At 52.4% G+C, this 11,833-nt stretch carries 12 protein-coding genes, 1 tRNA gene and 1 other RNA gene; 9 read left to right on the forward strand and 5 right to left on the reverse strand.

Going from position 1 to position 11,833, the window contains the following annotated elements:
• Position 1 precedes the first annotated feature (1 nt).
• Positions 2-1,972: a DUF6785 family protein gene (locus CCALI_RS02705; RefSeq protein WP_016481937.1), complete on the reverse strand. Its 1,971-nt coding sequence runs from the start codon at positions 1,970-1,972 to the stop codon at positions 2-4.
• A gap of 173 nt (positions 1,973-2,145) precedes the next feature.
• On the opposite strand from CCALI_RS02705, the gene CCALI_RS02710 reads away from it, so the two are divergent.
• From CCALI_RS02710 to CCALI_RS15905, 7 genes are all read left to right on the forward strand, one after another.
• A tRNA-Met gene (locus CCALI_RS02710) sits at positions 2,146-2,219 on the forward strand.
• Positions 2,220-2,317: 98 nt separating this feature from the next.
• Positions 2,318-3,175: an AAC(3) family N-acetyltransferase gene (locus CCALI_RS02715; RefSeq protein WP_016481938.1), complete on the forward strand. Its 858-nt coding sequence runs from the start codon at positions 2,318-2,320 to the stop codon at positions 3,173-3,175.
• Between the two features lie 83 nt (positions 3,176-3,258).
• Positions 3,259-3,614: RNase P RNA component class A (gene rnpB, locus CCALI_RS15595), an RNA gene on the forward strand.
• 183 nt (positions 3,615-3,797) lie between these two features.
• On the forward strand, positions 3,798-4,955 hold the full coding sequence (locus CCALI_RS14730) for a GntR family transcriptional regulator (RefSeq protein WP_016481940.1): 1,158 nt from the start codon (positions 3,798-3,800) through the stop codon (positions 4,953-4,955).
• Positions 4,956-4,972: 17 nt separating this feature from the next.
• Complete coding sequence (locus CCALI_RS16575) at positions 4,973-5,782, forward strand: DUF1559 family PulG-like putative transporter (RefSeq protein ID WP_016481941.1); 810 nt, start codon at positions 4,973-4,975, stop codon at positions 5,780-5,782.
• A gap of 12 nt (positions 5,783-5,794) precedes the next feature.
• A complete protein-coding gene (locus tag CCALI_RS02730; RefSeq protein ID WP_016481942.1) occupies positions 5,795-6,004 on the forward strand; it encodes a hypothetical protein in 210 nt (69 codons plus the stop codon).
• A gap of 210 nt (positions 6,005-6,214) precedes the next feature.
• Positions 6,215-6,502 carry a hypothetical protein gene (locus CCALI_RS15905; protein WP_155850458.1) on the forward strand — a complete coding sequence of 96 codons (288 nt, stop codon included), beginning with the start codon at positions 6,215-6,217 and terminating at the stop codon, positions 6,500-6,502.
• A gap of 231 nt (positions 6,503-6,733) precedes the next feature.
• Here the strand turns inward: CCALI_RS15905 and CCALI_RS02735 are convergent, their stop codons facing one another.
• From CCALI_RS02735 to CCALI_RS02750, 4 genes are read right to left on the reverse strand one after another with little or no spacing between them, the layout of a single operon-like run.
• Complete coding sequence (locus tag CCALI_RS02735; protein ID WP_016481943.1) at positions 6,734-7,696, reverse strand: BadF/BadG/BcrA/BcrD ATPase family protein; 963 nt, start codon at positions 7,694-7,696, stop codon at positions 6,734-6,736.
• Positions 7,697-7,698: 2 nt separating this feature from the next.
• Positions 7,699-8,511, reverse strand: a complete 813-nt coding sequence (locus CCALI_RS02740; protein ID WP_016481944.1) for an ABC transporter ATP-binding protein — start codon at positions 8,509-8,511, stop codon at positions 7,699-7,701.
• Complete coding sequence (locus CCALI_RS02745) at positions 8,508-9,374, reverse strand: ABC transporter permease (protein ID WP_016481945.1); 867 nt, start codon at positions 9,372-9,374, stop codon at positions 8,508-8,510. The genes CCALI_RS02740 and CCALI_RS02745 overlap by 4 nt, the downstream gene beginning before the upstream one ends.
• The gene (locus CCALI_RS02750; RefSeq protein WP_016481946.1) at positions 9,367-9,594 is read right to left on the reverse strand and encodes a helix-turn-helix domain-containing protein; all 228 of its coding nucleotides are present in this window, start codon (positions 9,592-9,594) and stop codon (positions 9,367-9,369) included. The genes CCALI_RS02745 and CCALI_RS02750 overlap by 8 nt, the downstream gene beginning before the upstream one ends.
• A gap of 82 nt (positions 9,595-9,676) precedes the next feature.
• On the opposite strand from CCALI_RS02750, the gene CCALI_RS02755 reads away from it, so the two are divergent.
• On the forward strand, positions 9,677-11,035 hold the full coding sequence (locus CCALI_RS02755; RefSeq protein ID WP_016481947.1) for a hypothetical protein: 1,359 nt from the start codon (positions 9,677-9,679) through the stop codon (positions 11,033-11,035).
• Between the two features lie 9 nt (positions 11,036-11,044).
• Positions 11,045-11,809, forward strand: coding sequence for a DNA repair protein RecO (gene recO, locus CCALI_RS02760; RefSeq protein ID WP_016481948.1), 765 nt, complete (start codon positions 11,045-11,047; stop codon positions 11,807-11,809).
• Positions 11,810-11,833 lie beyond the last annotated feature (24 nt).

The raw sequence follows: 11,833 nt of genomic DNA on the forward strand, positions 1-11,833 counted from the left end.
CTTAGTTTGGAAAACACCTGTACATACTCATATGAAAGGCGACTCCCGCTAGTGACCATAAACAGGCTATCACATAGTCCCCTAGAATAAGCCCGATAAAGAAGGGAAGCGCTTTGCGATACGACTGCATCCCTCCATAGCGCAGTATTAACACTTTAGCTAGCCATCCTACTAGGAACGGACACCAAAGCAGGTCCGTTATAAACGTATTGCCGATCGCATAACCCGCCGGATGAAAGGGCCACCATGTGAACTGTGAGCGCGCGTAAAACAGCAGGAAGGTAACAAGCGCTCCAGCTACCATCCCTTCGATCCCCGGCCAGTCTGGGTAGTGCTGAAGCGACTGTTGGTGTGCCTGCGCCAGGTTCCAAGGGATCTGTCCCATCTGAATGCGCCATGGGTTTACATGGGCGGTCGCCGCTCCATAAGTATAGTAGAGCTGCAACGAAGCCCAGCAGGACACAAAGTATCCCACAATGATACAGAGCAACATAGCCCAAGTGAGGCGGCGAACCGAGCTTTTCCCTGCATAGGCCATGCGATAGCCCTCAAAAAGATGCGGCACCGTCATGGAACGATAGTCCAAGTTGTACCACTCATGGAATGCCAAAGTGCTGATCGAGGTGGGAGACAGGGTCGCCGGTCCAACCCAATTTGCAACGACCTCCTGGGCAGGAATAAACGGCCCGAAATGCCAGGCCGTGCCGGCATCCACGCGTATGCGCGTAAGTGCTAACAGGTAGGCAGTCACCACAAGCACCATCACCACTACAAGTGTAATGGGCATTCCCCCGACCCCAATTAAAAAGACCATTCCGCCAAACGATGCCAGAGCGCCCCATACCGCCCAACGTAACGAGGCTGCCTCCCTGTCACTACACCCGCGTAACCGAAATGCAGCTGAGCCGTAGCGCTTCAACTCTCGACGCGCCAACCATAATACCATGATCGCCATTGCTATCCAAGCTCCAACCCCCTGCTCGGGCGAATAGGGAATCCGATTCACTATCGGGCTACTCTGTGGGCTACGCCAACCCATTGCGGTGCAAAAAACATCAAGCCCCTTCCGTACAAGATAGAAAAACCAACATGAAAAGGACACGTCCGCTGGCAGAAGATAGGCCAAACCAATGGTATTCGGATGAAAAGCAAGCGGAAAATAGCCTAAAGCGTTCCAAGGTGGTGTCGTAAACAGAGGCCCAAGGTCTAAGGGCCCGTTGATAGTCGGCTTTACCGGAATATAGGGTACAGAGGGAAACAGATAGTTGAGGCTATTGATCGTCTGAAGCACCACGGGAATGAGAAATCCTATCAGCAAACCACGTTGCCGTAGGAACCCTAGGAAACCATCGGGATAGAGCGTCATCTCCATCGGCAACACAATGATAGGGTAGCTCAAACGCTCTTGCTCGATCCACTGGCGCCTTAACAGTAAGGCCACACAAAGGAAAAACCCCAGCAAGGCCATAAAGAAGAGACCCCAATAGAGCACAGGCGCCAACCAAGCCCGAATGTGCCCCCACGTATAAAGAGTGCTGTTGCCTAAATAGAATGCACGAATGGCCTTAGAATCATGCGGCGCCCAAAACCATGGCGCCCAGCTTGCAATCTTCGCCCAATGGTTCGTCGCATTGTTGTAATAGAAGGGGTTTGCTAGGGCAGGCATCATAAAACCTACCATCCCAATGCCGGCCAACGATGAGCCAACTGCCGTTAGTGTATAGATAATTGCCAGCTCCGGCCCAGAAAGCAGGTTCTTGCCAAAATAGCGAGCAATAAGGGCGTTTCCTAAACACAGCAGAAAAAGAAGAAAGATAACCCCCATTGGCAAGGATGTTGAGGTGATCTCAGTGACCTGCGTTCGCATTTCCGAATAGACGATCCACCACACACTAAGGGAAATAAGACCTAGCGCAATCCAGATCGCCTTCGCACTAACGCCCTCATGAGCTTTCTTCGCTTGGTTCTTCATAAAAGTGAAGCAGAACCCTCCTCCATCTATCTATGTTCTGTTCTCCAAACCTCTCTGTTTCTCCTGTTCGTCTTCTTCTCAAGGTGTGGCACAAGTAACCCATTCGCCTTGAAAAATGCAGCCTTCTCATGGTAAAATAGGAACCACGAGGAAATGCAGGGTTGACTCCATGGGGCGGAGTAGCTCAGCTGGTTAGAGCATTCGGTTCATACCCGAAGTGTCGGGGGTTCGAGTCCCTCCTCCGCTATAAACGTTAATGGGTTGGATGTTCCAACCCGTTTTTTATATTTGATGTTTCTTGTGTTGTGGTGTTGCGAGGAAGCAGCGAAAACAGAGGAGCATCGCATGTTCAGCGTGCAGCACTTAGTAACCGATCTCCAAAACCTTGGCCTGCGTTCAGGCGTAACCCTGTTAGTGCACTCCACATGGCCGTCATCGGCCGCCCCTTTGCCTCAAACCCTCCTTGACGCGCTTCTGACGGTACTAGGCCCCACCGGAACACTAATGGTACCGACTTTTACCTATACTACCGTAGACTCTCCGTCACCGACTACCACGCCGACCGAAAATGGAACCCAATATTTGCCAGGATCCGTTTTCCGCATTCGCTCTACACCTGCCGACTCTCGGATCGTAGGCCCTTTACCGGAGCTTGTCCGCACTCGCCCTAAAGCCAGACGAAGTCGTCATCCTGTTTTCTCCTTTGCAGCTATCGGCCCTAACGCCCCTCTTCTGACCCACACAGCCCCCTTTCACTTTCCATTTGGCTCCAACAGTCCCCTAGCACACCTTCATCGCCTAAACGGTGAGCTACTGCTACTTAACACCGATCAGCGTTCTAACCTGCTGCTGCATCTGGCAGAAGTCTGGGCAGAGGTACCCTATCTCCTTTCTACCCTCCGTGTAAAAGTTGGACAGGAGCGTTGGCGAACGATGCGCGGCAAGCCTGGCTGCACGGAAGGCTTTGTCAAAATCGAGCCCCTACTTCGTCAAGCCCGCCTTATCCGCTATGGTACGATTGGCTCCATGCCTGCACAACGTATGAATGTACAAGCCGTAGTCTCAATGGCCGTGGCGCTTTTGAAAGGTGCGCCGGACGCTCTGCTTTGCGACTCGCCAAACTGCACCTTCTGTCAATTCGCCCGCCGCATCACCCAAAAACCCCAACCTTTGCCGTCTGCTCCACACTTTGAACTCCTCTAAACTCTTTCTAGCACAACAAAGCCCCTTGTGCTTATAGGAACATCGTATCGTGTAGCAGTGGTAAATAGTAAAATAGAGAGGATGCAGAGGGCCGGGTGGCCGCTGCAGCTGCATTGCGTGTGCACGCTGCAGAGGAAAGTCCGGGCTCCATAGGGCACGATGCCGGATAACATCCGGGCGGGGCGACCCGACGGAAAGTGCCACAGAAAACACACAGCCGTGGCCGTTTGGCTGCGGTAACGGTGAAAAGGTGCGGTAAGAGCGCACCGGCGGTGTGGTAACACACCGGCCTGGCAAACCCCATCGGGAGCAAGATCAAAGGGAGGGGTTGAGGCGGCCCGCGGACCCTCCCGGTAGATCGCTTGAGGAGCCGGGTAACCGACTCCCCAGAGAGATGGCCACACAAAGACAGAACCCGGCTTATAGGCCCTCTGCTTCTTATTTCCTCTATTCTTCGCCAACCTCTTCCCTTTGTGCTCTCCCCTCAAGCTTAACACGTAAGTTGTCTCACTGCAAGAAATTATCAGGCTCCATTCTTGACGCTCGTGCTATTTTGTGCTATACTTATCACATAGCAGTCATAGTATTGGAATGTTCTTGTTCTATAGTAGAGACATAGACGATGGTGATTTTACATCTGGATCCACTTGGGGATCGTCCACTCTACCTTCAAATCGTAGAGCAAATCGAAGAGGCCATTAACTCAAACCGGCTTACGGACGGTCAGCCGATCTGGTCTGCACGTAAAATTGCCTCCCACTACCACATCTCCTATCAAACAGCGGAACGAGCACTCGCCGAACTAGCTCGCCGCGGGCTTGTACGCCGTTCCGTTGCCTCAGGCACAGTGGTATGCCTCTCGTCGCAAACCCAACAAATCTGCCCCGCGATACGTCATCGTGTCATCGCCCTGATCTCTTGTTGGGAAGTTTGGGGTACTCAGCCCACGCATACGATGTCAGAGATGCAGATCTCTCAGGCGGCAGCACAACGCCTCGCCTCAGATCTTTGGGGACTCATCTGGGCTTATCCGGGTAGCGGAGATATCAAAAAAGGTTTCTCCGTAGCCGAACTCGCCAAGTGGTGCCATCGCGTAAAGTTCGATGGAGCCCTGGTATTTGGTCACATGCCAGAACGTGGGCTTGAATGGCTTCATCATCAGGGCTACCCAGTGGTTGTGGTAGATGCAGAACCTATCGGCCCCTTCCCACGTGTCGTCCACGATAACTATGGAGGCATGAAGGCTGCGGTTGAGCACCTCCTAGAGTTGGGCCATACAAAGATCGCCTTCTTGCGTGGTGATCGCCCTTATCACTACTCTGTGCGTCAAAAAGCTTACGAAGACACCCTACTTCAAGCGGGTATCCAACCGGATCCGGAGCTTATTATCTCCATTCGGCGACCGAAACCACGTGTAGCAGATGCCATTAAGTTTTGGTTTTCCTTACCAGACTCCCGACGTCCTACCGCTTTGGCGGCAGGTTCAGATATCATCGCCGCCTTCGTGGCGCAAGAGGCCCAGAAGCAGGGCATACGCATTCCCCATGATCTCTCACTCACAGGCTATGACGACGAACCTTTTGCCGTTGCTGTTCATCCCCCACTAACGACCCTGCATGTCTCTTGGGCCGATATGGGCATAGCCGGCGCTAACTTGCTCTTAGAGAGACTTCAAAACCCCTATCTTCATCAAGAAGGAGAAACAGAACCAACTCGCATCGTTGTTCCATCACAGCTTGTGGTGCGCGAATCGACGGCACCACCTGCTAGTAAAACCTAAAGAAAGGAGTTCTTTCCATGAAACCTTCGTCACGTGCCTTCACATTGATAGAATTGCTTGTTGTTATCGCTATTATTGCGATACTTGCGGCGATTCTGTTCCCGGTCTTCGCGCAAGCGCGTGAGGCCGCAAGAAAAACAACCTGCCTCTCTAACGAAAAGCAGCTCGCCATGGGTCTGATTATGTATGTGCAAGACTATGATGGGATGATGTGTCCTAATGAAACCACGGATTCCCAAGGACTTTGGGCAGGTTGGATGGATCTAACTCAGCCTTATGTAAAAAACCAGGACATTTGGTGGTGCCCCGATCTACCAAAACCAACTCATGACCCAGCCTGGCAGGGATGGTTTGGTGGAGATGAAGTCTACGCCGACTGGACAATCCATGTAGGTATCAATGCCTGGGGTGCAACTGGCTATTTCGATTTCAGCGCTAATCCCACCGTGTTCCGTATCCGCCTCATGGACGCTATAGACAAACCTGCACAAAGAGCCTATCTATGCGATACACTCTCGGTGCCCGCGTGGGGCTATAGCCGAGATACCTACCGCTCGATCGGTAGCGGTGCCTGGAGTTTCTTCAACGCATACTCATGGAGCATAGATCCTAACGTCTCCCCTGGAAACGACTGGAACGCCATAGACCCCCGACATCCTCTCGCTAAACAGGTAAACGGGGTTCCCGTACCCGGAGCAGGCGGAGGCTATAACACTGTCTTTGTAGACGGTCATGCCAAATATACACCCTACGGCTCTGAACAGTCTATCAATGGGCAAGGAGGCTATGATATAGACTACTGGGGGCCTTGGTGGGCCAATAATTAAGGAGATGACACCGTGCGAAAAGAGATCAGTCCACAAACGGCCACGCTCCTGATCCTACTGACCATTCTGATTGTAGGAGGCCTGTTCTACGTGCTCTTTAATCCATTCCGAAGCATCCCCCGCCCAAAGCCCAGGATTCAAGCACATCCTTCAGGACCTGCCGTTCCTCCACCCCTCCCACCCAATATCATACGTCATGGGCCAATAGGCTCAAACCCTTAAACTATGAAGCTAAATCTATTGCGAGCGGCGGATCAGCAGGTTTCCTGCACCCGCCGCTTTTTCATAAAAATAGGGCAAGAAGACCCCTCCGTGCCTTTAGGCGGGGGAGGAATTGCCCTGCCTCCTCCCTAGAAGGACAGAAGCGGTCAAGACACCTTCACAATCTCCTGTCCTTTGACACATACTACTTTTTCGGTAATCCTCTCCTCAATGAACAGAAACTATCGAAAGGTGAACCTTACCCTGCGCGTGAAACTGAACACCGACGACGCTGGTAAAGTAGCCCTGTGGGGACCCTGCGCAGTCCACGGTCTGCTTCAACACCGTATGCGGTTACAGGTGGGACAACAGAGAACGCAATGGGACACGGCTGCATCATGCCACCTACAAGCCCCTCCGCGTTGCTTACCCATCGTTTCCCTCAGGCTCATCGTGTCGGCGCAGAGGCAGGCGCCCAAAAGCCCTGAAATCTACGTCCATCACCTGTTCCTGTGGTAGGTATTGTCTAAGGCCAACTGCAAATCTCAGGCGCACTTTAAACGCCTCGGATGTGGCTTTGAACTCAACGCTGACAAGAACGCTGCGTTGAACATCAAAGCGAGACTGCAGGCTATTGCCTGCCTCAGAGGGCCTCTTGTGTCAGCCCCGTCTGTCTTAGACGGCAGAGCCTCAAAGGTTAGGCGCAACCCGCCCTGCCTTCAGCTGGGGTATCTGGCTAGAAACCCCTCCTTAAGAACCGGTCAAAGATGCCTCCAACGCCAACAAGGCTGCCCCGTATGCCGCGTCGGCATGCGGGGTCCCGATGAGGAAACGACCTCCAGATAAATCGTCGCCTTCCCCCTCCACACGCCAAGTAGGTTGGATAAACTCAGAACGGAAAAATGACCCAATGTTCCACAAGCCCCCCAGCATGTAAACAGGTACATCTCTCGGTAACCAAAGCTTGTGCCTAACCTGACGTACCGAATGACGTAAACAGCGAGCCATCTTGGCCACTAAATCCCTAGCCGCCCTATCCCCCTCATCCGCCAACGCGCCCACAACAGGTGCAAGTTCAGCTACCTTTGCAGGAACAAAATCGCCGTATAACCATCGCACGATCCCACTCTGTGACTGTGCCCCCGTAAACTCTAAAACGGCCGCCGCTAACCGGTCTACATTCCCCTCTTTCATACGGTCTAACGTATAACGTAAAGTATGAAGCCCCAAATTAAATCCACTCCCCCGATCGCCGAGCAGATATCCAAGCCCATCTTCACGATAACTCTCGCCTTCTGCATTCCGCCCATAGGCCACAGCTCCCGTGCCAGCGATCACAACGATTCCAGGCTCTCCCAGAGTAGCACCCCAATAGGCCGCCACATAATCTGGCTCTATACGATACCTATCGGCTTTTACAAGACCCTTTAATAGCTCAAAAAATCGCTGCCTTCTCTCCTCATCGGAATATCCCGCCATTGCGGCACAAACACCAGCAAAGTGAGTGTCGGCAATTTCTAAACCGGCTATGGCACAGGCCTGACTCACGCCCTCTAACACAGAACGCCGTAACACCGGCTCGGCGGTAACCGCGATGTTGCCCGGCCCCCCCGTTCCCTCACCAACAACGGCCCTTGTATCGGTGATGATTGTCACCGCCGTTTTTGTGCCCCCACCATCAATGCCTAGGTATAAACGTATTCTCTCTTTCACCGCTATGAACCCGCCTGCTCGGCACTATAGAGGCGGTAGGCCTCTAAAACCGTCTTTACCTCACCATCCATGTGGATCTGCCCGTCCATAAGCCATATGACCCGCTGAGCCACCCGCTCCACCTTTGCAAGATCGTGCGACACAAAAAGTATCGTCTTACCTTGGCGTTGTAGCTCCTCTACCTTGCGATAACACTTGGCCTGAAAGGCCTCATCCCCAACCGCTAACACCTCGTCAATCAATAGAATATCCGGATCGGTATGAATTGCAATCGCAAACCCTAACCGCAGCCGTGCACCGTCGTTCCAGTTTCGCACCGCTGTCCGAACTTTATCTCCAAGCTCTGCGAACTCAACAATGCGGTCGAACTTCTGGCGCATCTCACGGGCTGACATGCCTAAAATAGCTCCGTAAAACTCGATGTTCTCCTCTCCAGTCAGGTCCATATGAAATCCCGCCCCTAACTCCAGCAGCGGCGCGATCCGTGCAGATCCTCCGTCTACCCCATAAAGACGGATCTCCCCCGATGTCTTCTTATAGACCCGTGCTAAAAGCCCCATTAGCGTAGATTTCCCCGAACCGTTGCGCCCGATGATCGCTACGGTCTGCCCATGCGGCACACAAAACGACACGTCGCTTAAGGCCGTGAAACGTTTTAACGTCGGCTCCGATCCTCCAAAGAGACCGATCAATCGCCGCTTAACCGATGTCCGATAACGAACCCGAAACTCTTTCGTTAAATGGGAGACCACCACAGCATACTGCTTTCCCTCTTCGGTCTCATCCAGACCTCTCATCGCGATCGTCTCTGTCATGGCCGCTCCACAAAAAGCCACTTGCGGCGATTGAAATAGGCATATCCTGCCCATGCAATGAGAAACGAAAGCAGACATGCCCCAAACCAGAGCGTCCAGTCGAACGGCAAAGGCTTGGCTCCCCTCAACGAAGCGTTGAACGCTACAGGGCTTATCGGCTGTAAGAGCATACGCCGGTAAGCCGTGATAATGGCCGCTATCGGGTCGAGAAGGTAAACCTTATAGAGCCATGGATGCGCTCGGATAAGATGCGACGTATAGTATATCTGATCGGCTGGATAGAGCACCGGTAAAAGAAAGAAGCCAAGTTGGAACACGGTCTGTACGATGAACTTGACGTCCTCGTAAAAAACGTTCAGTGACGCCACGACAAGCGCACATCCGATCACCAACAGTAGCTCTATGATCGTTATGAAGGGAAACCACACCATGCTTCCAAGTAGCGGTGTCCCTAAACCAAAGAGCGGAGCAACTCCTAAAAAAACGATGAAATAGAGAGCCCAGCTCAATAAAAAATGGACAAAGTTACTTAAAACGCTTGCCAGCGGAATAACCTCACGTGGTAAATAGACCTTCCGAATGATCGGGTAGTTGATCAAAAGGGACTGGCTCGCATCCAAAATAGCTGTAGAGAAGAACGTCCACGGAATGATGCCAGTTAGAAGATAGGCGCTGTAGTTGGGGGCGCGCACTCCGACCACGTTGCGAAAGAGAAAAGTATAGACAAATACCTGCAGTAAAAGCGGAATACCAGACCATAAAAAGCCGAGTACGGAGTTTTTATAGCGCACCTTCAACTCGCGACGAACCAGCATATAGAGTAGATAACGGTAGCGCCAAAGCTCTCTTAGTTCTTCAGACATCTTTTATGGCTTTGCCCGATCGCGTAAGCCGAGCGTTCCACACAACAGGTTCCAATAATCCGAGAAGCTCCTCCCGAGGAATAAGTATCTTGCGTCCTCCAGCCACACGAAAGGCTTTTATTTTTCCTTGTCGTATATAAGATCGAATGCTCGCACAGGTCAGTTGAAGATAGTCTGCCGCTTGGGCAACCGTATAGAGTTCTCTCTCTTCAGTAGACATCTATTACGATCCTTAAAACGAGTTCCGAGATAAAACGTCTCGTTCGCTATTAAGTACCCTTTGGTTAAGGTAAAGTATACGAATGCGGAGTAGAGTTGTCAATAGGCGAAGCGGAAGTGCCGCTGGTTTCATCGGGCTAATGTTGTTAACCTTGCCCCTAAAAGCTATCCCACCTTCCTCAGTGCTGTCTACGGCCCGTCAGATCGTGGTGCTCAGCCCCATAGCACATAGCTTACCAACGGATATTCAAAAGGAGCTTGAACATCAAAAACAGCTCCTCGCAGAGTCCATCGGAATTCGCCTTCCAAACGCGCCCCACAAAGATGACACGCTCATTCGCAATCTTCCTCTCTTCGGTTCTCCGAAGGCTGTACCCCTAGATAAACTGCCTTCCTCCTTGCAGCTGCCGGTGGCACAGACGCTCCTGAACGACGCGTTTCAGATGCTCCTCCAACAACGCTTCGCTATTGAAACTCCAACAGCTAGCACCGTTGAACAGAAGGCTAGGACTCTAGGTATACCGCTTACCTGGCCTGTTAATCCTGTCCAAATTTGTAAGCTTTGTAGGGCATTGCATATGAACTATGCGATTGTCCTTCACGTAGATAACCTGAAGATTCAAGATGGAAGCTTCCGCATCGTCATCCTACACGCTACCCTGCATGTGCTCTCTGTCTCATCTGCGGACAAGCTCTCCTTCACCCCGCTTCCTATCGTTGGGTTCGCACAGATCGCTCACGTCTTCCTCCACTCAAACTACGAACTCACCCAGGCTGATGCTATCCGCCTCGCGGCGCTACAAGCTGCTCAAATGGGCCTTCATGCCTTAGAAACAGGACAGACCTCGCCGTTCGCTCCTCCCTCCGTACACCTCGCCATCTTACCTGTCCCCGCCCCTCAAATGGCAGATGCCATCCTTTTTAAATCCTCCGGTCGCGTTCTGCTCGTAGGCGCACAAAACCTCCCAACCGATCGTAGTGACCTGCTCTCCATAAACCTCTTGCCTCTCTCAGCTCAGCAAATCTATACACCCGATGCAACTAAAAAAACTCTGGTAGAGCTCCACTTGACTCCCCTCTCCCTTTGGCACGATGAAACACCGGATACTCAGCATCTTCAAAGCGTCGAAAAACAGATGAAAGCAGACTACCTCCTCTGCTTTCGGATAACCGACCTGGAACTGCGCAGTTGGATAGAGCAGAGCGTCACAACGGATATTTCTACCCCTCAACTTGAAGGCAGCGCTGAAGCCGTAGGGTATCTTATAGACGGTAAGAATCTGCAGACTCTTTGGCACCACCGTGTCATAGACACAATGCGCGTATCGGCTCCCATATCCGATCAACAGGCCGTGCAGACCGTTCTACGGGATGCTATGCGGTTCGCACTTAGCGATCTCTCCGTATCGATGCAGAACTATCTCAAATCGTTTACCCGATGAGGAACCACCATGCCGACTTACACCGCTCAGGCCCTTGTGCTTCATCGCCGAAGTCTAGGTGAGCACGATCGTATTCTCACCCTCTTTACGAAAGAACACGGGAAAATATCGGCTGTTGCAAAAGGTTCCCAACGCACTACCAGTCGCCTTGTTGGTGCCACCGAGCCATTTACGCACGTCCGTCTTCTTCTTGCCACCGCACGCAGTCTTGACATCATTACCCAATGTGAGATCGTCAATGCTTATCCTGCCCTACGAACCGACATCGAACGCCTCTCCCGTGCTGCCTACATCTGTGACCTGCTCGACGCTTTCTCTCACCCTCACGATGCCTCTTCCAGTGAAGCCGTTTTCGAACTTACCTGCGCTGCCCTGTTCCTCCTCACACAACCCTCCGCGTGGCTCGATTCCATCATCTACGCCTATGACATTCGCCTTTTGGAGATCTTAGGCTACGCTCCCGCTCTTGAATACTGCGCACACTGCGGCGAACCGCTTCAGGAACCCCCCTTTGGGTTTAGCCCTGCGGCTGGTGGCGCACTGTGCGCGCGTTGCCGACATACCTCGCTTGATGTCTTCCCTTTACCCGCCGATACCCTCATCGCGCTGCAAACGTTGCGAACGGCCCCTCCAGAGGCGCTGCTCCACTATTTGCCGCCTAAAACGGTGGTCTCTTCCATCGAACGTGCTCTCAGAAGTTTCATTCGCTTCCGCGCCGAGCGACCTCTTCACACGGTTGAGTTTCTCGACTCTCTACGCATTGCCAGAAATTAAAGGTGTATCCAAATTAGGAAGCTC

This window comes from Chthonomonas calidirosea T49 (assembly GCF_000427095.1).
In the GTDB taxonomy this organism is placed as follows: Bacteria; Armatimonadota; Chthonomonadetes; order Chthonomonadales; family Chthonomonadaceae; genus Chthonomonas; species Chthonomonas calidirosea.

What these genes read in the sequence shown, in the direction of transcription:
- CCALI_RS14730 (WP_016481940.1), top strand. Translation starts at nt 3,798, where the DNA reads ATGGTGATTTTACATCTGGATCCACTTGGGGATCGTCCACTCTACCTT.
- CCALI_RS16575 (WP_016481941.1), top strand. Translation starts at nt 4,973, where the DNA reads ATGAAACCTTCGTCACGTGCCTTCACATTGATAGAATTGCTTGTTGTT.
- CCALI_RS02745 (WP_016481945.1), bottom strand. Translation starts at nt 9,374, where the DNA reads ATGTCTGAAGAACTAAGAGAGCTTTGGCGCTACCGTTATCTACTCTAT.
- CCALI_RS15905 (WP_155850458.1), top strand. Translation starts at nt 6,215, where the DNA reads ATGAACAGAAACTATCGAAAGGTGAACCTTACCCTGCGCGTGAAACTG.
- CCALI_RS02740 (WP_016481944.1), bottom strand. Translation starts at nt 8,511, where the DNA reads ATGACAGAGACGATCGCGATGAGAGGTCTGGATGAGACCGAAGAGGGA.
- CCALI_RS02755 (WP_016481947.1), top strand. Translation starts at nt 9,677, where the DNA reads ATGCGGAGTAGAGTTGTCAATAGGCGAAGCGGAAGTGCCGCTGGTTTC.
- CCALI_RS02705 (WP_016481937.1), bottom strand. Translation starts at nt 1,972, where the DNA reads ATGAAGAACCAAGCGAAGAAAGCTCATGAGGGCGTTAGTGCGAAGGCG.
- CCALI_RS02715 (WP_016481938.1), top strand. Translation starts at nt 2,318, where the DNA reads ATGTTCAGCGTGCAGCACTTAGTAACCGATCTCCAAAACCTTGGCCTG.
- CCALI_RS02750 (WP_016481946.1), bottom strand. Translation starts at nt 9,594, where the DNA reads ATGTCTACTGAAGAGAGAGAACTCTATACGGTTGCCCAAGCGGCAGAC.
- recO (WP_016481948.1), top strand. Translation starts at nt 11,045, where the DNA reads ATGCCGACTTACACCGCTCAGGCCCTTGTGCTTCATCGCCGAAGTCTA.